This window comes from Schinkia azotoformans (assembly GCF_035811335.1).
Taxonomy (GTDB): Bacteria; Bacillota; Bacilli; order Bacillales; family Bacillaceae_J; genus Schinkia; species Schinkia azotoformans.
This window is the reverse complement of the sequence record NZ_JARSMD010000033.1, coordinates 73,169-97,577: the sequence shown is the minus strand read 5'-3', so window position 1 is coordinate 97,577 and position 24,409 is coordinate 73,169. Positions and strand designations below refer to the sequence as shown.

At 38.9% G+C, this 24,409-nt stretch carries 27 protein-coding genes and 3 riboswitches; of the genes, 22 read left to right on the top strand and 5 right to left on the bottom strand.

Annotation, left to right across the window (positions count from 1 at the left end; translation table 11 throughout):
* Window positions 1-96 precede the first annotated feature (96 nt).
* The 3 genes from P9E47_RS19475 (at window position 97) to P9E47_RS19465 (ending at window position 2,636) form a co-directional block, all read left to right on the top strand.
* The gene (locus P9E47_RS19475; RefSeq protein WP_326152423.1) at window positions 97-660 is read left to right on the top strand and encodes a hypothetical protein; all 564 of its coding nucleotides are present in this window, start codon (window positions 97-99) and stop codon (window positions 658-660) included.
* On the top strand, window positions 657-1,982 hold the full coding sequence (gene nosD / locus P9E47_RS19470; protein ID WP_326164421.1) for a nitrous oxide reductase family maturation protein NosD: 1,326 nt from the start codon (window positions 657-659) through the stop codon (window positions 1,980-1,982). The genes P9E47_RS19475 and nosD overlap by 4 nt, the downstream gene beginning before the upstream one ends.
* Before the next feature lie 63 nt (window positions 1,983-2,045).
* Window positions 2,046-2,636, top strand: coding sequence for a YhcN/YlaJ family sporulation lipoprotein (locus P9E47_RS19465; RefSeq protein WP_003330279.1), 591 nt, complete (start codon window positions 2,046-2,048; stop codon window positions 2,634-2,636).
* Window positions 2,637-2,728: 92 nt separating this feature from the next.
* Here the strand turns inward: P9E47_RS19465 and P9E47_RS19460 are convergent, their stop codons facing one another.
* On the bottom strand, window positions 2,729-3,184 hold the full coding sequence (locus P9E47_RS19460) for a cupredoxin domain-containing protein (RefSeq protein WP_326164419.1): 456 nt from the start codon (window positions 3,182-3,184) through the stop codon (window positions 2,729-2,731).
* Window positions 3,185-3,345: 161 nt separating this feature from the next.
* Window positions 3,346-3,441: riboswitch (glycine riboswitch) on the top strand.
* A gap of 2 nt (window positions 3,442-3,443) precedes the next feature.
* Window positions 3,444-3,521, top strand: a riboswitch (glycine riboswitch).
* Window positions 3,522-3,574: 53 nt separating this feature from the next.
* Between P9E47_RS19460 and P9E47_RS19455 the strand changes: the two genes are divergently transcribed.
* The 4 genes from P9E47_RS19455 (at window position 3,575) to P9E47_RS19440 (ending at window position 5,819) form a co-directional block, all read left to right on the top strand.
* Window positions 3,575-4,186, top strand: a complete 612-nt coding sequence (locus P9E47_RS19455; RefSeq protein ID WP_003330281.1) for a trimeric intracellular cation channel family protein — start codon at window positions 3,575-3,577, stop codon at window positions 4,184-4,186.
* Window positions 4,187-4,249: 63 nt separating this feature from the next.
* On the top strand, window positions 4,250-4,957 hold the full coding sequence (locus P9E47_RS19450) for an MOSC domain-containing protein (protein ID WP_326164418.1): 708 nt from the start codon (window positions 4,250-4,252) through the stop codon (window positions 4,955-4,957).
* A 33-nt stretch (window positions 4,958-4,990) separates the two neighbouring features.
* Window positions 4,991-5,089, top strand: a riboswitch (guanidine-I (ykkC/yxkD leader).
* A 74-nt stretch (window positions 5,090-5,163) separates the two neighbouring features.
* Window positions 5,164-5,505 (top strand): DMT family transporter, encoded by a 342-nt coding sequence (locus P9E47_RS19445; protein WP_035197938.1) that lies wholly within the window; start codon window positions 5,164-5,166, stop codon window positions 5,503-5,505.
* Complete coding sequence (locus P9E47_RS19440; RefSeq protein ID WP_326164416.1) at window positions 5,505-5,819, top strand: DMT family transporter; 315 nt, start codon at window positions 5,505-5,507, stop codon at window positions 5,817-5,819. The genes P9E47_RS19445 and P9E47_RS19440 overlap by 1 nt, the downstream gene beginning before the upstream one ends.
* Before the next feature lie 52 nt (window positions 5,820-5,871).
* Here P9E47_RS19440 and P9E47_RS19435 read toward each other — a convergent pair whose 3' ends face one another.
* Window positions 5,872-6,339, bottom strand: a complete 468-nt coding sequence (locus P9E47_RS19435; RefSeq protein WP_326164415.1) for an acyl-CoA thioesterase — start codon at window positions 6,337-6,339, stop codon at window positions 5,872-5,874.
* A gap of 151 nt (window positions 6,340-6,490) precedes the next feature.
* On the opposite strand from P9E47_RS19435, the gene P9E47_RS19430 reads away from it, so the two are divergent.
* Entirely contained in the window at window positions 6,491-7,144 is a 654-nt protein-coding gene (locus P9E47_RS19430; protein ID WP_326164413.1) for a YczE/YyaS/YitT family protein, read from the top strand.
* Window positions 7,145-7,353: 209 nt separating this feature from the next.
* Here P9E47_RS19430 and P9E47_RS19425 read toward each other — a convergent pair whose 3' ends face one another.
* On the bottom strand, window positions 7,354-7,839 hold the full coding sequence (locus P9E47_RS19425) for a hypothetical protein (RefSeq protein ID WP_003330288.1): 486 nt from the start codon (window positions 7,837-7,839) through the stop codon (window positions 7,354-7,356).
* Window positions 7,840-8,068: 229 nt separating this feature from the next.
* On the opposite strand from P9E47_RS19425, the gene P9E47_RS19420 reads away from it, so the two are divergent.
* Complete coding sequence (locus P9E47_RS19420; RefSeq protein WP_003330289.1) at window positions 8,069-8,392, top strand: PadR family transcriptional regulator; 324 nt, start codon at window positions 8,069-8,071, stop codon at window positions 8,390-8,392.
* A 12-nt stretch (window positions 8,393-8,404) separates the two neighbouring features.
* A complete protein-coding gene (locus P9E47_RS19415) occupies window positions 8,405-9,337 on the top strand; it encodes a hypothetical protein (protein ID WP_326164411.1) in 933 nt (310 codons plus the stop codon).
* A 4-nt stretch (window positions 9,338-9,341) separates the two neighbouring features.
* Here the strand turns inward: P9E47_RS19415 and P9E47_RS19410 are convergent, their stop codons facing one another.
* Window positions 9,342-10,247, bottom strand: a complete 906-nt coding sequence (locus P9E47_RS19410; RefSeq protein WP_003330291.1) for a YitT family protein — start codon at window positions 10,245-10,247, stop codon at window positions 9,342-9,344.
* 105 nt (window positions 10,248-10,352) lie between these two features.
* Here P9E47_RS19410 and P9E47_RS19405 point away from each other — a divergent pair, with 105 nt between their 5' ends.
* The 11 genes from P9E47_RS19405 to P9E47_RS19355 all read left to right on the top strand — a co-directional run bounded on the left by P9E47_RS19405 (window position 10,353) and on the right by P9E47_RS19355 (window position 22,010).
* Window positions 10,353-11,141: a class I SAM-dependent methyltransferase gene (locus tag P9E47_RS19405; RefSeq protein ID WP_326164410.1), complete on the top strand. Its 789-nt coding sequence runs from the start codon at window positions 10,353-10,355 to the stop codon at window positions 11,139-11,141.
* Between the two features lie 142 nt (window positions 11,142-11,283).
* Entirely contained in the window at window positions 11,284-12,699 is a 1,416-nt protein-coding gene (locus tag P9E47_RS19400) for a sigma-54 interaction domain-containing protein (protein WP_326164408.1), read from the top strand.
* 17 nt (window positions 12,700-12,716) lie between these two features.
* Complete coding sequence (gene ablB / locus P9E47_RS19395; RefSeq protein ID WP_326164407.1) at window positions 12,717-13,568, top strand: putative beta-lysine N-acetyltransferase; 852 nt, start codon at window positions 12,717-12,719, stop codon at window positions 13,566-13,568.
* A gap of 236 nt (window positions 13,569-13,804) precedes the next feature.
* Window positions 13,805-15,202, top strand: a complete 1,398-nt coding sequence (gene kamA / locus P9E47_RS19390) for a lysine 2,3-aminomutase (RefSeq protein ID WP_003330296.1) — start codon at window positions 13,805-13,807, stop codon at window positions 15,200-15,202.
* A gap of 77 nt (window positions 15,203-15,279) precedes the next feature.
* A complete protein-coding gene (locus P9E47_RS19385; protein WP_003330297.1) occupies window positions 15,280-15,552 on the top strand; it encodes a YokU family protein in 273 nt (90 codons plus the stop codon).
* Between the two features lie 97 nt (window positions 15,553-15,649).
* Window positions 15,650-16,990, top strand: a complete 1,341-nt coding sequence (locus tag P9E47_RS19380) for an aspartate aminotransferase family protein (protein ID WP_039957026.1) — start codon at window positions 15,650-15,652, stop codon at window positions 16,988-16,990.
* 12 nt (window positions 16,991-17,002) lie between these two features.
* Window positions 17,003-17,704, top strand: coding sequence for a CoA transferase subunit A (locus P9E47_RS19375; RefSeq protein WP_003330299.1), 702 nt, complete (start codon window positions 17,003-17,005; stop codon window positions 17,702-17,704).
* Window positions 17,689-18,351, top strand: coding sequence for a 3-oxoacid CoA-transferase subunit B (locus P9E47_RS19370; protein ID WP_326164405.1), 663 nt, complete (start codon window positions 17,689-17,691; stop codon window positions 18,349-18,351). The genes P9E47_RS19375 and P9E47_RS19370 overlap by 16 nt, the downstream gene beginning before the upstream one ends.
* A 49-nt stretch (window positions 18,352-18,400) precedes the next feature.
* Window positions 18,401-19,681 (top strand): peptidase, encoded by a 1,281-nt coding sequence (locus tag P9E47_RS19365; RefSeq protein WP_326164404.1) that lies wholly within the window; start codon window positions 18,401-18,403, stop codon window positions 19,679-19,681.
* Window positions 19,682-19,763: 82 nt separating this feature from the next.
* Window positions 19,764-21,089: an aminotransferase family protein gene (locus P9E47_RS19360; RefSeq protein WP_003330302.1), complete on the top strand. Its 1,326-nt coding sequence runs from the start codon at window positions 19,764-19,766 to the stop codon at window positions 21,087-21,089.
* Between the two features lie 57 nt (window positions 21,090-21,146).
* Window positions 21,147-22,010, top strand: a complete 864-nt coding sequence (locus tag P9E47_RS19355) for a hypothetical protein (RefSeq protein ID WP_003330303.1) — start codon at window positions 21,147-21,149, stop codon at window positions 22,008-22,010.
* 60 nt (window positions 22,011-22,070) lie between these two features.
* Here the strand turns inward: P9E47_RS19355 and P9E47_RS19350 are convergent, their stop codons facing one another.
* On the bottom strand, window positions 22,071-23,075 hold the full coding sequence (locus P9E47_RS19350) for a DUF3231 family protein (RefSeq protein ID WP_003330305.1): 1,005 nt from the start codon (window positions 23,073-23,075) through the stop codon (window positions 22,071-22,073).
* A gap of 195 nt (window positions 23,076-23,270) precedes the next feature.
* Here P9E47_RS19350 and P9E47_RS19345 point away from each other — a divergent pair, with 195 nt between their 5' ends.
* Window positions 23,271-23,948: an NAD(P)H-dependent oxidoreductase gene (locus P9E47_RS19345; protein ID WP_003330306.1), complete on the top strand. Its 678-nt coding sequence runs from the start codon at window positions 23,271-23,273 to the stop codon at window positions 23,946-23,948.
* Window positions 23,949-24,409: the final 461 nt, after the last annotated feature.

Genomic DNA, 24,409 nt, shown 5'->3' with positions numbered 1-24,409 from the left:
AGCCGTATGCCTTAATAGGGCACGTACGGTTTGATAAGGGGGAAGCCTTGAAAGAGGTTTCCCTACTTTATTAATTCGTGAAAGGAGAACCTAATAATGAAGAATGCACTTTCGATGCCATCGGTTATTTCATTATGCATAGCTGGTATTTTACTGGCATTATCTATTTTCTTTCCATGGTGGGGGATGAAATTTTATGCACCTCAATACCCGGAAGGATTGGATATCATCGTTTATCCATATAAACTAGCGGGAGAAATTGATATTGTAAATGGCTTAAATCACTATATCGGTATGAAAAATTTTAGCGAAGAGGATTTTCCAGAGCTACAGTACTTGCCGTACATTATCGGAGGGATGGCTTTATTAGCATTTATTGTGGCCTTAGTAAGGAGAAAAGGTTTGCTCTATGTCCTAATTGGTCTTTTTGTTGCGGGTGGAGCAATTGGAATTTATGATATCAATCGCTGGTTGAAGGATTATGGAACGAACCTTGATCCAAAAGCCCCGATTGAGGTTGAACCATTTGTCCCACCTGTTGTTGGTGAAAACACGATCGCTAATTTTGTAACGGACAGCTATTTCAGCTATGGTTCCTTTATTTTAGGAGCTGCCTTTTTGTGCGTCCTTTTTCCATTATGGAGGGATCGAAAACAATGAGAAAGAACAGGGTTTGGATAATAGGAATGATGCTTTTCTTTGTATTCATCTTTCCTACCCATTATTTTGCAAAAGAAAAAAACTTACAAGAATTGATTGATGAAACCCCTTCTAATGGAATGCTTTTACTTCAAGATAAAACCTATGAGGGCAATGTAGTAATTTCCAAACCGATCACAATCAAAGGCTCTGATAAAACTCATATTAAAGGAGACGGTACAGGCAATGTCATTCTTATCAAAGAGCCTGGACATGGAGTTCGATTGGAAAATTTGAAAATCTCCCATGGCAGCTTAAGTAGAAATTCATTGGAAGAGTATTCGGCGGTAAAGGTTTTATCTGACCGAAATGTGTTAAAGGATCTTACAATTAGTGATTCATTTCATGGAATTTATTTGAGCGGCTCACATGATAATAATATTTCACGAGTGCATGTTACTGGAGTGGGTGAAGGTGAAATAGGGGGTCAAGGGAATGGAATTCAACTGATTCGTTCCCATCGAAATCAATTGAGTGATTCGGATATTAAAAATTCACGTGATGGTATTTATTTTTATTATGCCAATGACAATGTAACAGAAGGTGTTGACGTCAGTCATACGAGATATGGGCTGCATTATATGTATTCCGATAACAATCGTTTCTATAACAACAACTTTCACCTTAATACAGGTGGTGCAGCCATTATGCAATCTAAGGGCATTGAATTAATTGGAAATGAATTTTCCTACCATCAAGGGACACGTGCCTTTGGTCTAATGATTCAAGCTAGCAATGAAAATAAAATTGAGGATAATCGCTTTTTCTATAATCAGCGGGGAATTTATTTTGACCTGTCACAGCATAATGACATCCTCCATAATGATTTTCACCAAAATCAAATCGGCGTTGAGCTCTGGGCCAGCTCCAGTGATCAAATCTTTTCTTTAAATCGATTTTACAACAACACCATACCTGTTATTACAGTTGGTGGCCAATCGAATAACGAGTGGAGTATGGACCAGAAAGGAAATGAATGGGGGAGTTCAATCCCATTATTGGATTTGAATAGAGATCAGATTGGGGATATCCCGGTACGATATGAATCTTCACTAGCAAAGCTAATCGAGGATCAAGAGCTTGTTTATCTGTTTTTGCAGAGTCCTGCCATTTTGATTTACGAAAAAATAAATCAATTTTTACATAAGCAAGAAATCGTTTTTGAAGATCCTTATCCTTTGGTGGGCAATCAACAAACGAGCATGGGGATGGTCTGGGTGCTTCTTTTGCCCCTTATTCTTTTTTTCAGTATTTATGTTCAAAGAAGAAAGGCTCGTTCGTGAGAATTTGCATGCATAGCTATTTCATAAGTGAACAACATAGATAGTAAAAGGAGTGTGTAATAAATGAGGCCTAAAATCATGTTTATTTCTTTGATTTTTTTAGCTGGACTGGTAGGTTGTAATATCAATAACAATAACGCAGGCGAAGATGCACAGCCAAGGATGGGAGACAATGTAGGGCAGGTTACTAGTCCGGGTAACGGGACGAATACAACAAATATGACAAACACAACTAATCTAGGACAGCAATATGATGATCCATATAATCATAATTATAACGGATCGTATTCTGGGGAACAGGGTACCCAGATATCGAATGATGTTCGGTCAGCCCAACGAGTAGCCTCCAGAGCATCTGAAGCGGCTGAAGATATTGCTGGAGTAAATCGGGCTGTATCAGTTGTACAAGGGGCAGATATTGTTGTCGCTATTGACGTTAACCAAAAGGGTGATGAGCAGGGATTAGAGAAAAAAGTTCAACAAGTGATAGCGAAAAACGAGCAGGGTTATAATGTCTACGTTACATCAGATCCGGACATTAAAGAAAGAGTCCATACCCTATTTACGAATATGAATAATGTAAAGACAAGCTTTGTCTCAAAGGGAATTGGCGAAATCATTTATGATATTGGACATGCAGATGGACGCCGGTAGGCTGGGACACAGGGCCGGGAACTGCGGCTCGCCCAGCCCAATCCCGCAAAAGGGGGGAAGCTCTATGTCGTGGAGCTTCCCCCTTTTTTCGTTTAATCAACCACAATATAACCGATCATTGGGATACTATGATCTCTATGGGCATGTGTATCACAAATCAAACGATAGGTGCCCTCTTCCTCAAACTGAAGCGGGACCATCGTAGTTCCGCCTTTTTTTACAATTCCTTTGATATCCGTTCCTTCTATATGAAAAGGATGATCCTCACCGTTAGTAGCATTAATATAAAGATTTACTTTTTCTCCCTTTTCTAGAAAAATAGTTCCTGGATCCCAGCGTTGAACAACTAAATCTTTCCCATCTTTTGTTTTCGTATGGAATTCGATCGTAATCATATCGATTTCACGAATACTGTCATTTGACTGTTGCAGCCATACCGGTAAATCCCCCTGCTTTAGCAAAAAGTACCCGAAAAATCCAGCAACCAAAATGATAGCTGTAGTTAAAAAAAGTAGTAGTGTTTTTTTCGTCACAACAAAAAAGTTCATATGTTATAGCCCCTTTCGGAATTTGTCCTATTTCATAATTATGCCGAGAGGGTAGCTAAACTTGTCTTTTTTTTAAAATTTTTAAAATAAAAGTAAATAATTTCGTTTGACAATCCAACTGGTCATCGTCTACTGTATATTTAATCTAATAAATATTGCGGAAGACTGTAGTGGGAGAGAACGTAATTATACGTCACCGAAGGGGCAAATCTTAAATGAAAGATGAATCTCTCAGGTAAAAAGACCACTGTAGGACGCATCTCTGGAGAGTGCTTTAGGCCACCCACGGGGAATACCTTCAAATAATAGGTTAAACTCTCAGGTACAAGGACAGAGAAAAGAGTTTCTCTGTATTTTGTCATGTTTACTTATTTATAAGGGGGTTTTTTTGTGGTTTGGGATGTATTGAATGTCATTGGCACGATTGCCTTTGCAATAAGCGGGGCCATTATTGCAATAGAGGTGAAGTATGATATTATTGGTACTTATGCGCTAGGATTGATCACTGCATTTGCCGGCGGAGCTGTAAGGAACCTCTTGATTGGTATCCCCATCACCGTATTGTGGCAACAAACAGAACTGTTCATTATTGCAATAATCACTATTGCGATCGTTTTTCTGTTTCCAGAAAAAGTTGTTCATAGATTAAAAGAATTGAACCTCTTTGATGCAATAGGGCTATCTTCCTTTGCAGTGCAGGGTGCGATGTATGCACACTCAGTTGACCTCCCTATCATAGCTATTATGTTTTCTGCTGCGATTACAGGTGCAGGTGGCGGAATCATTCGCGATGTATTGGCTCAACAAAAGCCACTTGTATTCCAAAAGGAGGTTTATCTCCTGTGGGCTATGCTTGCTGGGTTCATTATCGGGATGGGGTGGGCTACGGAATCATACCAATTCTACACACTTTTTGTTTTGATTCTTATATTGCGTGTGATGTCCTATCAGTTCGGCTGGTGCTTGCCAACTAGAACTTCTAAAAGTTTACAAGGAAACTAAATAACATATTCGTAGAATCACGCCGTACTTGTGATAAAGTAAAATTCATAGGGGGGAGTGAATATGGATATGATCCTAAAAAAAGTATTTGTCGGTTTGCCACAAAAAGTCGGTGTAAAAGACGCAAAAAATCCGATGGAACGGGAATGGGAGAGCGGAATTTTTAAACAACCAATCCAAGGTCCTGTTTTGCTGACTAAAACGGGTTTATTAGGTGATGGACAAGCCGATAGGGAAAACCATGGAGGACCTGAAAAGGCGGTTTTTGTCTATCCTTTTGAACACTATGAAAACTGGCAAAAGGAATTAAATGCAACAGAAATCGGCCCTGGTGCTATGGGTGAAAATTTTTTATTGGAAAATGTAAAAGAAGATATAGTTGCTATTGGAGACACGTATCAAATTGGGGATGCGATTGTTCAAGTATCTCAGCCTAGGCAGCCATGCTGGAAGCCGGCCCGTCGTTTTAAAATAAAAAATTTGGCTTTATTAATCCAAAATTCAGGAAGAACCGGGTGGTACTTTAGGGTTTTAAAAGAGGGGAATATCGAGGTGGGCCAAAAGCTTACCCTAATTGAAAGACCATACCCTAAATGGACAATTTCCAAGTGCAATGAGATTATGCATGGTACTTCGCCAAATCCGGAAGAGGTACGTGAATTTGCTCAATGTGAGTTGCTTGCCCAAAATTGGAAAAACACGTTAAATAAGCGGATAGCAACGGGCGAAACTTCTGATATACGAAAAAGAGTCATAGGACCAAACGAATAACTTGATTAATTTTCAATCGATTGTATAATATAAATGAATGTTTTCTAGGGTTCCGCAGTCTGCTGGCTGGTCTGGACCGAGAGAAAACTCACAGCCTAGGCTGTGTCACGGAGGGATAAAAGCCCGGGAGATGCTGTTTTTAACAGTGGTCTCTCAGGCTTTTTTGTTTTTTATCGGGAAATTTTTATGTAGGAGGTATCATATAGATGAACAAAAATTGGGCAACAGTGTTTATTGCCGCCTTTTTTGAAGTCTTTTGGGTAATTGGCTTAAAACATGCTGATAACTTTTGGACGTGGCTTGGTACTGCCATTTCGATTTTTATCAGCTTCTACTACATGATCATGGCAGGGCGGAAATTACCGGTTGGTACTGTATATGCTGTATTTGTGGGTATGGGAACTGCTGGAACAGTCCTTTCTGATATTGTCTTCTTCGGTGAACCATTTAATATCGGAAAAATTTCTTTAATTTTAGTTTTATTAGTGGGCGTCATCGGGTTGAAATTAGTGACGAAGGACGAGGTTGAGGAAGGGGCGAAAGTCTAATGGCGTGGGTATCCTTGTTTGTGGCCGGTCTTTTTGAAATGTTCGGTGTGGTCATGATCAATAAATTGCATAGGGATAAAAATTGGCAGGCAAAAGTGCTCCTGCTCCTTGGTTTTGGTGGTAGCTTTCTATTTCTTGCTCTTGCGATGAAGACCTTGCCGATGGGTACGGCTTATGCAATTTGGACTGGAATTGGCGCCTCAGGCGGTGCTATCCTTGGTATGCTTTTATATGGAGAGCCAAAGGATCGGAAACGCCTTGCTTTTATAACAATCATAATAGGATCGGTTATTGGCCTGAAATTGATTTCTTAGTATATGCGGTGGCTCAAGGAGGAGACAGGGGGGTCTGCCCCCTTGTCCCACTTTATTCCTTAATTGATAAGCGCCGCCTTTTCCGATCGGAAGCCTCGGCAAAAAGTTTTTTTTCTTCCTCTGTTTCAGGGATAATACCGAGAACGGGGATAGGCTTTTTATTTTTATCTATTGCAACCATTGTTGTGATGGCATTGGTTGTTAACGTTCTTTTGCCTGTGTCAAGATTTTCCGTTTCTACTTTTACATAGACCTCCATTGATGTTCTTCCTGTTGAAATGATGCTTGCCTCAAGAAAGAGGATGTCGCCAACTACGGCAGAAGAAACAAAATTTACAGTGTCTATAGAAGCTGTTACAACGGTACTCTTGCTGTGTCTCATAGCAGTAATTCCTGCTATTTCATCAATATGTGCTAATACAACACCGCCGAAAATCGTCCCCATATGGTTTGTATCTTGTGGTAAGACAAGTTTTGTTTGAAATGTTCTAGATATGTTACTGGATATTTTGTCAGTCATTTAATTCCCTCATTTCCTTTTCCTATATCATTCATATTCTTTATAGTTTGCACGCAATCCTTTTTTATATTTCAAAGTAACTAATTTCGACAACCTTTTATCGGGAGAAAGGCTATTATAATATGTAAAACTTATTTTAGGAGACAGATGAATGGCTAATGCTGAATTAATAAAAAGATATGTCATATTTTTAGTTGGACTATTATTTATGGGGCTGGGGATTGCTTTAATAACCAAATCCACATTGGGTACATCACCAATTTCGAGTGTACCATATGTGGTGAGCTTAATCACTCCATTTACATTTGGTCAATTGACCTTTGCGCTCTCTTTGGTTTGTATTCTTATTGAAATTGCAATTTTACGGAAGGATTTTACGAAAGATCAATATTTGCAGGTGTTTGTAGGGCCCTTTTTTGGACTTTTTGTCGATTTGGGGATGTTTATTTTTTCTTTTATTCATCCTGATTATTATATTGAAAAACTTTTATGCGTTGTATTAGGCTCGATTATCCTTGCTCTTGGAGTATACCTTCAAGTTTTTGCTGGAGTTATTATGAATCCGGGAGAGGGAGTAGTTAAGGCCATCGCCGCTAAATTAGGAAAAGACTTTGGGACGATAAAAATTCTGTTTGATTGGTTACTAGTCATTATAGCTCTAATTATTTCTTTAGGTTCACTTGGAGTAATAGAGGGTGTACGGGAAGGGACGCTAATTTCTGCCTTCCTTGTCGGTTTTTTTGTAAAAATATTCAACAGGGTTTTTGTTAAGCATGTACAGATGGAAAGATGGTTTGCGAATTAATTAGACTAAAAGAAAAAGTGGACACATCCCAAATTAGGGTATCGTCAGGAAATGTGGAAAACATGTGTTAAGGGGTTTTTCAGAAAATCATGATCAATTAAACGTATAAGAAAAGCACGTAATTTACTTTCGATGGTAATTTACGTGCTTTTTTAATCTAAATTAATTTAAAGGTATTTCGTTTTTTGGGAATATTTTATCCGTGTTGTTTATTGATAAAGAATACCATAACCCTCGTAATCTACTGGAAATGAATGTGACTTTGGTTCGAATCTTATTTGAGCACCAGATAATGAATTGCTTTTTCCTGAAATGGTTACAGTATATGGGTCTGTATATGAACCAGATACATATTTATAACCCCAATCATCATCACCATACCACTTATGAATTGTTATTACATAGGTAATCCCCGGTGTTTGTATATCACTATAATTATTGTCTTGTGTAAGCGCCAATTTAACAGTGGATGTTCCGCTTATACCAAAAACACAGTCAGAGTAAAAATCAACTCCATCTTCTCTATTCCAGAAATTATATTCACATAGATTAATTGCATTTAACCCTATAGTTGTGTCAGAACCTTTTTGTATTACTTTATACTCATTGGTTTGTAAAGAGTCAAAATCTATCCTTACTTTATTTGAAACAATATTAAAGGGAACCTTTGAAATTTCACCGTTTTCAAAATTCAATGTAGCTACAAAGCTATTGTTATCATTATTTTTTTCGGTATCTTTTTCGGTGTTATTTCGGTGTCGGTATTTATGTAATAGTCTCCCGGAAATTGAATTTCCGAGGGACTATTTTAAAAAACTATTTTTTATAATATATTTCCATAAATACATTGGATATAAAAAACAATAGAATAATACCTTGTATAGCAGAGTATCTATTTGGTATAATTTTGGGGGAGGGGATTTGTTGGAATTCGAAAAGGAGATTTTAAAGGGTTATATCGATACTATAATTTTATCGATTATCTCTAAAAAACCAATATATGCTTATAAATTATCAAAGGAAATTTTGATGAATACCAAAGGGACATTTTCAATAAAAGAGTCAACATTATATTTAGCTTTAAAGAGGTTGGAGAAAAGTGGATTTATTATGTCTTGGTGGGATGAATCTAAGGGGAGTCCGAGAAGAAAGTACTATGATATTACAAATATAGGTATAGAAAGATTAGAAAACAAACAAAGAGAATGGCGTGAATTTAAACAAATTGTCGATTTTTTCTTAAATTAGGAGGTAAAATACTTGGAGAATTTATCTAATCTAATTGATGACCAGTCTGCATTACTAATTCATGAATTTTGTCAAAAAGTATGTTTTAAAATTAATGAATCTAAGGAGACAAAAGAAGAAATATATGAAGAGTTAAAAAGTAATATGGAAGAGGAAGTCATTGAACTTGTGAAAAATAATTTTACGTCTGCTGAAGCAACCAAAATGGTCTTGCAAGGGTATCATTCTCCTCAAAAAATGGTGAATAAGCTTAGTGAAATTTATAAAACAAAAAAATGGCTAAATGGAAAGTTGTTAAAATTAGCCGCTTTTTGTTTAATATTTAGCATAATATTTATATCTACTTTTTACTACTGGAATTTTAAGTATATAAAATTACAGGCTGAACAATTTTTTGATCTACTCCCAGATACAGTGGAGTTTATTGAAAATGGAGTTTCATTAGAAACTGAAGAAATGATTAAATATGGGGTAGATAATTTTTTAAGTGTACAAGCAGCTATGATAAGTATTGTAGAATATGAAGATGCTTATAACTTTAATGGTGAATATCAATATATTTACAATTCAAAAGAAAGGAATAGGCTCTTTGAAAAAGAGAGGGAACATATTTTCAATTTCCCCTTTTATGGTATTTCAAAGAGAATACCTAATAGCGATATAATTGTAGAAGCTCAAATTAAACTAATTCAACTTAGTAATAATATTCTATATTTCGGTATATTTTTATTTGCTTGTTACTGGTTTTTATTTTCAACTTGGGCAGTTTCAAACTTGAAGTATAATCATGTGAATAAATTACAATTAGCGGTTGTTATAGTTTTACTTTTTAATAATAGTAGGTTATTTATTTTATGTAAAAAGGAATGTTGCAAGCTTATAGTCAGAGAAAAGAAGGCAAAGATTTTGTTATATAACAAGACTAAAGATTTTCTAATTTTATAAATTTTTATATATGAAAACCTTCGATTGTTACATCGATCATTTTCGATGCAATAACATAAGTTAGTACCGAATACAACGCTTTATCCCAACCAAAAACAAATCCTGCACTAAAAAAAATAAAAATATTAATGAACATGATAACTTTGCCAATAGAAAAAGTTGTCGCTCTGTTAACTAATATTCCTACTAATTCGGTGCCATCAAGGGAGCCTCCATAACGGATCACCAAGCCGACTCCAATTCCTAATAAAGCCCCACCAAGAATCGAAGCGACAAATAAATTTTTTGTTGGAACAGGTGCATTATATAGAAAATACGTGCCAAGTGATAAAATGCTTATCCCGATTAATGTCGTAAATACAAATCTTTTTCCGATTTTTTTATAACCAATATAGAGAAAGGGAAGATTTAATAATAAAAGATATAATTCTAATTTTAAACCGGTTAAATAAGAAAAGATGATCGAGACCCCAACGATGCCGCCATCAATGATATGGTTTGGTACTAAAAAGCTTTTCAAACCAAGAGCCGCAAACAGTGAACCGATTGACACGAAAAAAGTACACTTTACTAGATTTATAATGGGTAAACCGCTTCTTTCTATAGGTGAGAGCTTTGATGGAAGCGATTGTGCCATGATGAATGGCGGAATTAAAAATCCAATTGAACCTTCGATAAAAGCGAGTGGCATAGAGAAACCATAAGGGATTATTTTGCTTATTTCACCAGTAAACAGGGTAGTTGCACTGAATATTAGGGAACTGCTAATTAGGTTTTTTTGACCATTTTCTAAAAATGGATTAAGTAAAAGTCCAAGGTTTAGAATATCCAAAAAAAGATAAATAAGGCTGAATGTGACCCAAACAAATAAATAAAGTAATGCTAGATTTGTTAATTTTATTAAATACATTCAATTCGCTTCCCTTTCAATTTAACAAGACAGATGTTAAATTTTATGAAATGAGACTTTATTTTAAGACAAGAAGTAAGATTAAAAAAAGGAGGAATGTTCAAGATGGATGACGAAAAGGTAAAACAAAAGGTTAAAGAGACTTTTGGGAAAAATGCTGAAAAATATATAAAGAGTGAATCCCATGCAAAGGGAGATGACCTTCCGCTGTTAGTGGAGTGGATGCAGCCGCAATCAAATTGGATTGTGTTAGATATTGCTACAGGTGGTGGGCATGTTGCGAAAACATTATCGCCACATGTGGCGACCGTTTATGCAACGGATTTAACGGAGCCAATGCTAAGTAATACAGCCAGCCATTTAAGTAAAGTTTGCACGAATATTTTTTACGTCCTTGCTGATGCTGAAAACCTACCGTTCTTAGAGGGAACGTTTGACGTTGTAACGTGCCGGATCGCACCGCATCATTTTCCAAATCCAAATAAATTTATAAAGGAAGCATCACGGGTCTTAAAACCGGGTGGGAAATTTTTACTAATAGATAATGTTGCACCAGAAGAGGAACATTTGGGTGTGTTCATGAATACTGTCGAAAAGCTGAGAGATGAAAGTCATGTCCGCTGCCTTTCCGTCAATGAATGGAAGGAACTATTTGCTTCAAACGGATTGCAGGAGATTCAATCCCAAAATCGCAAAAAAAGATTTCAGTTTCCAACCTGGGTGGGAGTAACCGCCAAAAATCAACAGCAAGTCGACACTGTAGAACAATATATTTTAAATGCGGATGAAGAATTAAAAACCTATTTTTCAATAGTAATGAGCGAAAATGAAGATCATGTACTATCCCATCAAATTGACGAGTGGATGGTTCTTTGTCAGAAAAAGGTTCAATAGTTAAATAAACGCTAAGAGCAGGGACTTCTAATCGAGTTTCTGCTTTTTTTCTTGGTAGTGGTAAGAATAGCACTATAGAAATATATATAAATAATAGAATGCTGGGCCAGAGAACCCGACCCATGTCCCAGGAGGTGGTTGAGTGTTTTGGAAATCCTTTGAGACGAAACAGATGCTGGAAGCGATATTAGGAAGTATTGATGAAGCGATTCATGCTGTGAATTCAGAGGGCATAACGATTTTTTATAATAAAGTGGCAGCCAAACATGATGGGGTAGAAATAGATGAGGTCTTGGGAAAGCATGTACTAGAGGTGTTTCCATCCTTAAATAATGAAACAAGCACGCTGCTAAAGGTGATTGAAACAGGAAAACCGATCTATCAACAATCGCAAACCTATAAAAATACGAAAGGCGTGTTGATTGACACCATTAATACAACCCTGCCGATCAAAGTGGGAGATAGAATTGTTGGGGCGATTGAAATTGCCAAGGATTTATCAAGGGTAAAGCAATTATCCCAGAAGCTGCATGAGCTGCAGGAAAGAGTTGTGACCCAAAAAATGAAACCTGTCACTATATCAGGTGCCAAGTATCATTGGGATGATTTTATTACGGCTTCTGAAACAATGAAAAATGTAAAAGTACATGCAAAAAGGGCTGCTGGCAGCACTTCGCCCGTTATCGTTTATGGGGAAACAGGAACAGGAAAAGAGCTGCTTGTGCAATCGATCCATAATGCATCACCAAGGAGTAATGGTCCGTTTATTGCCCAAAATTGTGCATCCTTACCGGAATCATTACTTGAAAGTATATTATTTGGCACAAAAAAGGGGAGTTTTACAGGTTCAGTAGATCGTGCCGGTTTATTCGAACTTGCCCATGGTGGCACACTTTTTTTAGATGAAATTCATGCCATGCCTTTGGACTTTCAAACGAAGCTTTTACGTGTATTGGAGGATGGTGTAATAAGAAGGGTTGGTGGAACGGAATCTTATGTAGTAGATGTCAGAATTATCGTGGCAATGAATGAACATCCCCTAGATTGCTTAGAGAAAAATACGCTACGTTCCGACCTATACTATCGTCTAAATGTATTTTTTATCGGCATTGTCCCATTAAGGGAGAGAAAAGAGGATATTTCGCTATTAGCGAATCATTTTATGAAAAAGTATAATTATCAATTAAATAAATTAGTTATTAAAATTGACGATAAAGTGATCCTGCTCCTTGAAGGCTTAGAGTGGCCAGGGAATGTTCGGGAATTAGAAAATACAATCGAATACGCGATGAATGTCGTTGATGGTGATACAATTAAACTTGAACATTTACCGCCCATTCTGAAAGAGCCAGTCGAAACTATTAGTGTAATGGAGGAAAAAACCTTATTAAAACCGTTACGGGTTGCTGTTGAACAAACGGAAAGGAAAATGATACTTCAAGCGCTAAGTATAACGAAAGGAAATGTAGTAAAGGCCTCCAATATATTAAAAATCCCGAGACAAACGCTTCAATATAAAATGAAAAAGCATGGGCTTATAGGTGAGGAAAAAGAGTAGGAAGGGAGGGAACTAATTTGAAATCAACCTCTGAAACTAAAATTTTAAAAACTCCCGATTATACCATTCATCTCTATAACGATTATTTTAATAAACGGCTTCGCGTCGACGATTATCGTGGCAATGTAAACATGATCGTTCAAGAGCTGAATAAAGCGATGGACGGCTACAAATTTACGAAATTAATCTATTTTTCAAGAGTTGAACATTGGAGGCAGCTCCTTGCGATAGGCTTTGAGTTAGAAGGGATCATTAACGGTTATTTTAATGGCTCAGATAACTATATCATGACTTGTTATAAAGAAAATGAACGGCGAACAAGTACCAGTTGGCTTCAAGAGGATGCGATTATTCAATCGATTCAAGAAAAAGGGAAAAAGACGCACGAAATCAAGCTTCCCAGCCAGTATAGAATTCGGAAAGCTAAGACGGAGGATGCCGTTAAGCTTGCTGAACTTTATAACAACGTTTTTCCTGTTTATCCAACACCAATGAATAATCCGGAGTATGTAACAAAAGTGATGACTGGTGGGACCATTTTTTACGTAGTTGAATTCAATAATGAACTTGTCAGTGCAGCTTCAGCCGAGATCAATATGTCACTCCATAATGCTGAAATAACGGATTGCGCTACATTACCTGAGCATCGAAAGTATGGCTTGCTAAAAAGGCTTATGGTCGAACTTGAAAAAGAACTAAAGGATGCTGGCATCTATTGTGCGTTTTCGCTTGCCCGTGCGCTTTCTTACGGAATGAATGCTGCCCTTTTTCAGCTTGGCTATCAGTACAACGGTCGTTTAACTAATAACTGCTTTATTTTTGATAAAATTGAAAATATGAATGTGTGGGTTAAAGATTTATCTTTCTAGCTAGGGCTAGAGACGAAGCGGAATCTCCGGTACTGCCGGTTTTTATGCAGTGTGCTCATTTTTCGGCACATTGAATCCTTTAAAAGTGCTGAAATTTCGGCATTAATTTTACAAAAGGATATTGCAAACGCATTTTCCCTCTACCTTAACGTTGGCACACTATTTGCATATCATTTAAATAAAGCTTTAATTAAAGGCAAAATAAGTGCTAAACAGAAAGTAAGGGGGAAATTACAATGCTTCATGATTTATATAAACCATCAAGGCATTGGAAGGATATCGAGCTTTGGAAGGACGTATCAGAGGAGCAATGGAATGATTGGATTTGGCAGTTGACAAATACAATCCGAACGCTCGATGATTTAAAAAAGGTGATCGATCTGACACCGGAGGAAGAAGAGGGCGTACGTATATCCACAAAAACAATTCCACTAAACATTACCCCATATTATGCATCATTAATGAATCCAACCGATTCCAGATGTCCGATTCGAATGCAGTCTGTTCCAGTTGGAAAGGAAATCTACAAAACAAAATATGATATGGAAGATCCGTTAGAAGAAGACGAGGATTCACCAGTTGCCGGTTTAACCCACCGTTATCCTGATCGAGTCCTATTCCTTGTCACAAATCAATGCTCCATGTATTGCCGCTATTGTACACGCCGCCGTTTTTCCGGCCAAATTGGCATGGGCGTTCCGAAGAAACAGATTGATGGTGCAATTGACTATATTCGGAATACACCAGAGGTCCGGGATGTCCTACTCTCAGGTGGTGACGCTTTATTAATAAATGATACGATTCTCGAATATATTATTAAAAATTTACGAGCAATCCCACATGTTGAAATCATTCGAATCGGCACAAGAGCCCCAGTCGTTTTTCCACAACGAATCACTGAAAACCTCTGCAATATTCTCAAAAAATATCATCCAGTTTGGCTGAATACTCACTTTAACACACCTATCGAAATAACCGAAGACTCAAAACATGCTTGTGAAATGCTTATAAATGCTGGAGTTCCTGTAGGAAACCAATCCGTTATATTGGCAGGCATCAACGACAGCGTCCCAATCATGAAAAAACTCATGCATTCGTTAGTGAAAATCCGTGTACGCCCATATTACATCTACCAATGCGATCTTTCAGAAGGAATTGGCCATTTCCGTGCCCCGATTTCAAAAGGAATAGAAATTATTGAAGGGTTGCGCGGGCATACATCCGGATATGCAGTACCAACCTTTGTTGTGGATGCTCCTGGTGGAGGAGGAAAAATTGCGTTACAGCCCAATTATATAATTTCACAAAGCCCTACAAAAACGGTCCTTCGCAATTTCGAAGGGGTCATTACCACATACCCAGAGCCAGAAAACTATGTAGGGGGCCGGGCCGACGACTATATAAGTGAATTATTCCCAGGACTCATAAAAACGCCATCTAAAACCGGAATTACCTCATTAATGAACGACGAGCAATTTAATCTTGTTCCAAAATCGCTACAGCGCCATGATCGCCGCCAAAATTTCAAACAAAGTCCAACCTATTCTAGCTTAAAAGAAAAGCGCGAAAAACGCGATGAACTCAAAGAGAAAAAGTTTCAAGCCCAACTTAAAAAAGAGAATGAAGGCGAATGAGCCACAGGGTCGGGTTCTCTGGTCCAGTTTTGCGAGCCAGAGGGTCGGGAACTGTGTCCCAGAAAGGAGTGAGATGAGTGAATTGTGAATGGTGCAAAGCTGCTAATGCAGTGGAAACAACCTGTACTGTCTACTGGGAACTTCCGGATGGGTCAAGAGCAATTGAAATTACGGATACCCCCGGGATTTCATGTCCGGACTGTGGTATGGAATATCAGCCTGAAAATTTTATTGAAGAAATTGAAGACCAACTCATGCTTATTGATACAAAACAAATTGCCAAAACAATACCCTACGAACAATTAATGCAATTACCTAAAATGCTAAAAAGAAATTACTTTAAATTTTGATTGTGTGGGAACGCTAGGACGGTTCTCGTATTCCATGGAACACACGAACCGTCCCCATGTTCCACCAACTTTGCTTCCAAGGAAAGAGGGGATTCGCTTGAAGCGTTCCTTATTGATTAAACCAATGATGAATGAATACTATCCAACTGTTACCCATGGAGATGGGATTTACCTATTTGATAATACCGGAAAAAAATATATCGATGGTTGCTCCGGTGCAGTCACCGCAAGCATCGGTCACACCAACCCCGAAATAATAGCAGCCATGTATGAACAAGCCAATAAAGTTTCCTTTGTCTATCGCTCACAATTTACATCTGAGCCGGCTGAAGAGCTCGCAAATAAGTTGAATTCACTTTTAAATGCAAAAGAAGACTATTGGTCCTTTTTTGTTAACAGTGGGTCTGAAGCAGTTGAGACAGCCATGAAGATTGCGATCCAGCACTGGCAGGAGAAAGGCAACTATCGGAAAAATAAAATACTTTCACGCTGGATCAGTTACCATGGAATCACCATTGGTGCCTTATCATTATCAGGTCATGTAAAACGTCGTGAGCGCTTTGTTCACATTTTAGAAGACTACCCGGTTGTATCACCTGTCTATTGCTACCGTTGTCCATTCAATCAAAAGTATCCGGATTGTCAGCTGTCTTGTGCCAACGATTTAGAAACAGCGATTGAGCGGGCAGGTGCAGATCAAATTGCTGCCTTTATTGCGGAACCAATTGTTGGTGCAGCGGGCGGTGCGATTACACCTCCGGATGGCTACTATCAAAAGATTAGAGAAATTTGTGACCGTCATCATATTTTGTTTATCGCGGATGAAGTGATGACCGGGCTTGGCAGGACGGGAAAAATGTTTGGCCTGGACCACTGGGGAGTAAGGGCCGATATCATGGCACTTGGAAAAGGGGTGAGTGCCGGCTATACCCCGATTGCAGCGGCACTTGCCAGCGAAAAAGTTATGGAACCGATATTAAACGGTTCGAACTCTATTATGAGCGGCCATACCCTAAGTGCAAATCCACAATCAACTGCCACGGCTCTCGCTGTTATTAATTTTATTGAAAAAAGTAAGTTAGTTGAAAATGTGCAGGAAAACGGGGAGTATTTGCTTCAAAAACTACAAGCATTAGCAGCAAACTCCCAAATAATCGGTGATGTCCGCGGTAAAGGGCTCATGATTGGAATCGAATTTGTTTCAGATGTAAAAACAAAACAACCATTCTCAAGTGGTGTGCAAATTACTAAAAAGATAGTCGATCAAGCGCGCGATAAAGGCCTACTTGTTTACCCGGCATCTGCCGGAAAAGAAGGAGCACAGGGTGATGCTGTTATTATTTCACCCCCATTTATCATCACCAAACAGGAGATTGACGACCTTGTTGCGGTTTTAAAAGAAACCATTGAAGCGGTTCAAAATGAATTAGTGGGATAGGAGGTAAACAACATGCAAGCACCTCCACAAAGATTAATAAATAAAGTGGTTCCTATTGAGGAAGCAATGGCCTTTATCGAGGATGGATGCACCTTAATGTTTGGCGGGTTTGGAGGCGTCGGAAATCCACCAACATTAATTAATGAAATCATCCGAAAAGAGGTTAAGGAATTAACATTAATAGGAAATGATACGGGCTTTCCTGATATCGGAATCGGCCGAATTGTAAGCCGTGGCATGGCTAAGAAAATCATTGTGTCACATATCGGCTCGAATCCAATTGCCGGAAAATTAATGATGGAAGGAAAAATGAAGGTTGAATTTTCACCCCAAGGAACATTAGTTGAACGAATTCGGGCAGGGGGAGTGGGCCTTGGCGGGATTTTAACAGATGTCGGTCTAGACAGTATGGTTGAAGAAGGAAAACAAAAAATAACTGTCGCCGGAAAAGATTATTTGGTGGAAACAGCCCTAACAGCAGATGTGTCAATTGTCTATGCAAAAAAGGCAGATACATTTGGCAATCTAATCTATGAAACAAGCGCCAGAAATACAAATCCATTAGTTGCAATGGCCGGTAAATGGACGATAGCTGAAGTAGAAGAAATTGTTGAAGTCGGTGAATTAAATCCGGAAGAAATCATAACACCGGGAATTTATGTCGATCGGGTTGTTAAAAGCAAAGGGGTCGATTGGAAATGGGCATGGGAGTAGATGTACGGAATCGAATTGCAAAGCGGGCGGCAAAGGAAATAAAGGATGGAATGATTGTAAATTTGGGGATCGGCATTCCATCTCTTATTCCTAACCATCTCCCAAAAGACATACAGGTCATGTTTCATGCGGAAAATGGGGTTTTGGGTGTAGGGAAATCTCCTGAAAAAGGGGCAGAGGACCCGACCCTTTGTAATGCCGGCGGATTTCCGGTGACGACAGTTCCGGGGGCATCATTCTTTGACAGTGCCACTGCCTTTGGAATGATCCGCTCCGGTAATGTTGATTTAACCGTTCTTGGCGGATTAGAGGTTAGTGAGAAGGGTGATCTTGCTAATTGGATTGTACCGGGAAAAAGGGTGCCCGGGATCGGTGGGGCAATGGAACTGGCCAAAAAAGCAAAAAAAGTCATTGTCCTCATGAATCATTGCAATAAATATGGTGAGCCTAAATTGCTGGAAAGCTGTGCGCTGCCACTAACGGCAAAGGCATGTGTGAGCTTAATTATTACGGATATGGCTGTAATCGAAGTGACAGATCAAGGCTTTCTTTTAAAAGAGGTGATGGGACCTTACGCAGTTGAGGAAATCAAGGAAAAAACGGCAGCCGCTATGATTGTTTCGGAGAGCTTGCAGATTATTGATTAACAAGATGGAACATGAGAACCGTCCCCATGTTCCAAAGGAGGTTTGAGCCTTGGAAGATAACCGGCAGAAATTGTTACAGTCTCAAATTCATGACTGGCTTTTGAAAAATAAAGATTCTGGCACCCAGCTTTTACAAAAATTAGTGCAGGCTGACAGCACACAAGCAAATGAAAAAGGTGCACAGGGAATCGTCATAGAAGCTCTTCATGAAATCGGCTTGCTGGTTGATATTTGGGAGCAAGACGGTGATGAACTAGTACAACATCCTTATTTTGTATCGCCACGAACGGAATTTAAAGAAAGTCCCAATGTCGTCGGTGTAAAAAAAGGAACAGGCGGCGGACGCTCCCTTATTTTAAATGGCCATATCGATGTCGTTCCTGCCGGAGACTTTGAGCAATGGGAACATCACCCGTTTAGTGGGAAAGTGGTTGAAGGAAAATTATATGGGCGTGGTGCTACAGATATGAAGGGTGGGAATGTGTCACTCCTATTGGCATTATCGGCCCTTCAACAGCTAGACATACAACTAAAAGGGGACATTATTTTCCAAAGTGTAATTGAAGAGGAGAGCGGTGGGTCAGGTACGTTGGCGACTATTTTACGAGGCTATAAGGCCGATGCGGCGATCATACCAGAGCCGACCAATATGAGAATTTTTCCGAAGCAACAAGGGTCAATGTGGTTTCGGATTCATGTAAAAGGGCGAGCAGCCCATGGTGGCACCCGTTATGAAGGTGTAAGTGCGATAGAAAAAGCGCTATTGGTAGTTGAATATATAAACAAGCTTGAAAAAAAGAGAAACGAAAGGATTACCGATCCGCTTTACAGCAAAGTACCGATTCCAATCCCGATAAACCTGGGCAAAATTGAAGGGGGAAATTGGCCCTCCTCCGTGCCGGACCATGTAAAACTGGAGGGACGGATGGGTGTTTCTCCTGAAGAAACAATGGAAGAAGCTAAATTAGAGATGGAAAGCTGGATTGCAAAACTGCAAGAAGTAGACCCCTGGTTTGCCGAGCATCCGGTTGTTATTGAATGGTTTGGTGCCAGATGGGTACCTGGTGCAATAAATCTTGAACATGAATTAATGAATAAACTGATTACGAACTATCAGCAAATTCAAGGCGAGACCCCGATAGTGGAAGCTTCACCATGGGGGACCGATGGTGGTTTGCTGACAAAAGTCGGAGAAACTCCAACCATTGTATTTGGACCTGGCGTGACAGAAAAAGCACACCACCCTAACGAATACATTGAACTCGAAAAAGTATTTGAAGCCGCCGAAATCATTGCGCTAACAGCAATAGATTGGTGTGGTCTCCATTAAGCTTGGTGGGCCACGGGGTCGGGAACTGCGGCTCGGGAACTGCGGCTCGAATTGGCCCGATTTAACAAAAGGGGTGATTCCTATGACCAAAAAACAAGTGGATATTCAACGATTGGAGGAGCTTGATAAAAAGCACTTTCTTCACCCAACAACTTCAATTAAAGAACAGCAGGAGGCAGGTCCAGCTTTTATTTTTCAAACAGGAAAAGGCATTTATCTTGAAGATATGAAGGGAACAACACTTATTGATGGAATGTCTTCCCTTTGGAATGTCAATGTTGGCCACGGCCGCGAGGAACTAGCCGATGCCGCCAAGGAGCAGATGGCTAAACTCGCTTTTACCTCATGTTTTAGCACGTTTAGTAATGAACCAGCGATTCTTTTGGCAAAAAAAATCACTGATCTGGCACCCGCGCCTTTGACTGCTGTTTTCTTTACATCCGGCGGTTCAGAAGCCAATGATACCGCTTATAAGCTTGCCCGCCATTATTGGCTTCTAAAAGGCCAACCGGAGCGAAAAAAAATCATCTCAAGAACAAAATCCTATCATGGCGTATCAATGGGGGCTACAAGCGCTACAGGATTGCAAGGCTTTCGTGAGTTTACAAAATCATTGGCGCCAGATTTCCACTTCGTTGACCATTTCGATACAGGGGCTTTACGCCGGTTAATTGAAGCAGAGGGACCCGAGACAATTGCGGCTATTATTGCCGAGCCGGTGCAAGGAGCTGGTGGGGTTCATGTTGCACCAAAAGATTATTTCAAGGAAGTAAAAGATATTTGTACACAATATGGGATTTTGCTCATTACCGATGAAGTGATTACCGGGTTTGGGCGTACCGGAAAGTGGTTTGGCATGGAGCATTATGGTGTTATCCCGGATATGATGTGCTTTGCAAAGGGAATAACAAGCGGATATGTCCAGCTTGGTGGGGTTATGATTTCGGAGCAAATCCATAATGATTTGAAGGAGCTTTCTAGTGGCACATTATTGCATGGTTATACGTATAGCGGGCACGCAATGGCCTGTGCTGTAGGGTTGAAAAATATTGAATTGATTGAGAAGGAAAACCTTGTTGAAAATGCAAGAGCAAGAGGAGAACAATTGCTTAAAAGCTTGGAATGGATTAAAAGCGAGAGAAAGATAGTAAGCGCTGTTAGAGGGCTTGGGCTTATGGCCGCTTTAGATTTTGTTGATCAAAATCAACAGCCATTTCAACCGCCTGTTTCTCCGTTCATTTTTAAAGAAGCAGCCAAACTCGGGTTAATTTGCCGAGCGGTAACATTAAATGCTCAAGATACGATTGTTCTTGCGCCGCCACTTATTATCTCAAAAGAGGAAACTGAAAAAATTATTCATATTTTAAAAGAAGCCATTAAAACAGTTGAATTAAACTATTACAATTAATTACCATCATTAACCCGCCCCTCCTAAGAAAAAATAGAAGTTAGGGGGGAGTAAGTGATGAAGTTTAAGGCCATTCATTTTTTTCTTTGTTTTATATTCATTTTTCTACCATCGAAATCCTTTGCCATAGAAGGAAATAAGGATCTATACGAGGATCAAGATGATCCACTTAGTTTTATGGTTGAAGTATTGCCTTGGGATCAAGTAAACAATATCATGCCCAAATATACAATCTTCACAATTATTGATGTCGAGACAGGCCTTTCTTTTAAAGTCCAACGACGGGCTGGAAGCCAGCATGCCGATGTACAGCCGTTAACCTACAAGGATACAAAAATCATGAAAAAAATTTACAACGGAAAATGGAGCTGGAACCGCAGGGCGATCCTTGTTCTTGTTGAAGATCAATTGCTCGCTGCCTCCATGCATGGAATGCCGCATGGAGCTGGAGCTCTGAAAAATGGTTTTCCAGGACATTTCTGTGTTCACTTTTGGGAAAGCACTACCCATAAAAGAGACAAAATGGATCCGGCTCACCAGCTTATGATTTTAAAAGCCGCTGGCAAGTTAGATGATTATTTTAATCAAATCGATCCATACAAGATGATTGAAATATTTGCGTTAGCTGTAAATAATCACGATAAAAATATTCTAGCGGAGACGATCGTTGATAATAAATACAAACAAAAGTTGACCACTAAAATGACAAAGGATATCTCGTACTTTAGTATAATGGGGGTGTCATTATTGCCGATGGAGGACCTGAACTACCAATTGGTAATGGAAGTCCCTGTCAAGGTTGAATTTCTTGATAAAAATAAAGGCAAATCAAAAAAGGTCATTCATTTTGTGGTCAGAAGAGATAGTCTCGTCGATAGATGGTATATTGAAGGGCAAACGATACTGAAGGAAATAAAGTAAAAGTAAAATGCCGTTGATTTTCATAAATAAAACGACTGTTAATTCCAGTCGTTTTTGCATTTATTTTTCTATAAGTTGGTCGCGATCATTAGCTTGTGGAGGCTCTTCCATCCAGCCGTGCTTTATCATTAAGCTTGCGCCTTCCTCTAAATATAATGAAATCTCAGGAATTAACGTTGCGTATTTTAACCCCAAATCCCTTCTTGGACTTGCTGCCATGGCTGCCCCATAAAATCCAACACCCGAAGCAATCATTGCCATAATGTGGAACATTAATAACTTATCCGAAAAAATTTTCTCTGTTGAATCAGAAATTGTAGCATCCCAAGACATTGGTACAGGTAAATCTTCATCGTGTAAAAAAGTACCGAAGATATCAATGTGTTTTTGAGCAATTTCTTTTCCTCTTTTGAAAAAGTCCTTTATTTCTTTACTTTCAGCTGTTTGAGCGAACCCGGTAATTAGTGCTTTTCCGATTGCATTCGTTTGAACATTATAAAACAAATGAGTAACCTCAACCGATGTCAGAGATCTCTTTTTACCGAAAAATCCTGCAAGATATTGTTTTGTTTCTACAAATTCCACTTTATCCGGAAGTGATAGGACGGGGGGCTTTACGTATGTACCTTGCTTTAACATTAAATTCCGTGTTAAATCCTGCAAGTGGACAGCCTTTTCCAATACCCTTTTAAAAAATGAGACAGTATCCTCACGTGTTGCAAGCCCTAAGGCAGAACCACCCGCACCCAATGCAATAATCGACAGATGCCGTAAATACATTAACTTATATGTATCTGAAAAAAGATTTTGGGCTGTTATATTAACATCCTGGTCCGAAAATCCTATAGGTATAGGGAAGTTTTCCTTTCTGAAAATATCAAGCAATAAAGAAACATTTTCTTTAGCAGTATCTATTGTCCACTCAATGATAGGCCGAACTTCCTCATCTTCAACATTTTCTAAAAAATAACGATTAACACATGTAGCCAATGTATCATTCATATATTGTGTCCATAGAGCGGATAGTTCTGCTGCTGTTAAAGGGATATTCATTTTATCTTCCACGAGTGCTACCTCCAATACCAAGTCGACTTTGTTATACTTAAAATCCCCCTATTTTTGGTAAATATGCACTCATAAAGGAAGGGCTCTGTTGAGTTGCATGATTTAATCAAATATTTAATTAAAAATGGAATAGCAGGTATAATAAGGTTGGCTAAGGTATTGAATGAATGAAATTTTAATAAGTGGGTGGAAAAAGTGAGTGAAAAAGAGTCATTGAAAGAACAAATTATAAAAGCTTATAACTTTAGACATGCAACTAAACAATTTGATCCAAACAAAATAATTCCGGAAGATGATTTTAGATTTATTTTAGAAACAGGTCGTTTATCCCCAAGCTCCTTCGGAACAGAACCTTGGCGCTTTGTTGTCGTACAAAACCCAGAACTTCGGGAAAAAATTAAAAATGTATCATGGGGTGCGTTTGGAAAACTTCCTGAAGCCAGCCATTTTGTATTATTTTTAGCCAGAACAAGAGTGGATCTTACATATGATTCAGACTACTTGAGAAATCATTTTATTAATGTAAAACAAATGCCGGAAGAACATATGAGCAGATACCTCGGAAGAATCGAAGAATTCCAAAAATCAGACTTTAAGTTGCTTGATGGAGACCGCCCCTTATTCGATTGGGCTTGTAAGCAAACATACATCGCCCTTGGGAATATGATGACAGCCGCAGCACAAATTGGAATCGATTCATGCCCAATTGAAGGTTTCGATATCGAGAAGATGAATCAATTATTGAATGAGGCGGGTTTGACTGAAAATGGCCACTTTGGTTTATCAGTAATGGCAGCTTTCGGATATCGCATTAATGAACCAAGCCTGAAAACGCGCCGACCGTTTGACGATGTAGTAAAGTGGATTGAGTAGTGGTTGGGAGCGGGTGGGTGTCCGGATAACGACGTGTTGGACACCCGTGCCAAAACATTTGCCTTAAGTAGAGAACCGTTTGCAAAAAAGAGTCTATGGAGCCCTTACCTCAGTCTAGAAGCTGTCCTCGGTTACTTAAAGAATATATAGAGCCCGAACATCGGTCTGAAATCGTCTCCCGGTCACTAAAGGTGTCATAAACCTAAATACTAACCAAAAAGCCATTCCAGACCAAGTTCAGATACGCGCTGCTATTATCCGCTTTATGTAAGTAGCCCTTTATTAAATATAAAAGGTTGATCGACCAATCCCTTGTGCCCTAAAGTTTGTAGTAAGAATCCTGCGAATTACCGGTTATTTTTGAATCCCATTTATTATTTTCGATATAATAGTCACCATCGAGATTCTTAATCTCAAAAAGGTAGATGGTTATATTGCATAAAAATACAATTCCCCAAAAT

Excerpts from the sequence above, each read along its gene's own strand:
- P9E47_RS19450 (WP_326164418.1), top strand. The coding sequence starts at position 4,250 with ATGGATATGATCCTAAAAAAAGTATTTGTCGGTTTGCCACAAAAAGTC.
- P9E47_RS19465 (WP_003330279.1), top strand. The coding sequence starts at position 2,046 with ATGAGGCCTAAAATCATGTTTATTTCTTTGATTTTTTTAGCTGGACTG.
- P9E47_RS19355 (WP_003330303.1), top strand. The coding sequence starts at position 21,147 with ATGAAGTTTAAGGCCATTCATTTTTTTCTTTGTTTTATATTCATTTTT.
- P9E47_RS19440 (WP_326164416.1), top strand. The coding sequence starts at position 5,505 with ATGGCGTGGGTATCCTTGTTTGTGGCCGGTCTTTTTGAAATGTTCGGT.
- kamA (WP_003330296.1), top strand. The coding sequence starts at position 13,805 with ATGCTTCATGATTTATATAAACCATCAAGGCATTGGAAGGATATCGAG.
- P9E47_RS19360 (WP_003330302.1), top strand. The coding sequence starts at position 19,764 with ATGACCAAAAAACAAGTGGATATTCAACGATTGGAGGAGCTTGATAAA.
- P9E47_RS19405 (WP_326164410.1), top strand. The coding sequence starts at position 10,353 with ATGGATGACGAAAAGGTAAAACAAAAGGTTAAAGAGACTTTTGGGAAA.
- P9E47_RS19410 (WP_003330291.1), bottom strand. The coding sequence starts at position 10,247 with ATGTATTTAATAAAATTAACAAATCTAGCATTACTTTATTTATTTGTT.
- P9E47_RS19445 (WP_035197938.1), top strand. The coding sequence starts at position 5,164 with ATGAACAAAAATTGGGCAACAGTGTTTATTGCCGCCTTTTTTGAAGTC.
- nosD (WP_326164421.1), top strand. The coding sequence starts at position 657 with ATGAGAAAGAACAGGGTTTGGATAATAGGAATGATGCTTTTCTTTGTA.
- P9E47_RS19430 (WP_326164413.1), top strand. The coding sequence starts at position 6,491 with ATGGCTAATGCTGAATTAATAAAAAGATATGTCATATTTTTAGTTGGA.
- P9E47_RS19435 (WP_326164415.1), bottom strand. The coding sequence starts at position 6,339 with ATGACTGACAAAATATCCAGTAACATATCTAGAACATTTCAAACAAAA.
- P9E47_RS19475 (WP_326152423.1), top strand. The coding sequence starts at position 97 with ATGAAGAATGCACTTTCGATGCCATCGGTTATTTCATTATGCATAGCT.
- P9E47_RS19460 (WP_326164419.1), bottom strand. The coding sequence starts at position 3,184 with ATGAACTTTTTTGTTGTGACGAAAAAAACACTACTACTTTTTTTAACT.
- P9E47_RS19370 (WP_326164405.1), top strand. The coding sequence starts at position 17,689 with ATGGGCATGGGAGTAGATGTACGGAATCGAATTGCAAAGCGGGCGGCA.
- P9E47_RS19375 (WP_003330299.1), top strand. The coding sequence starts at position 17,003 with ATGCAAGCACCTCCACAAAGATTAATAAATAAAGTGGTTCCTATTGAG.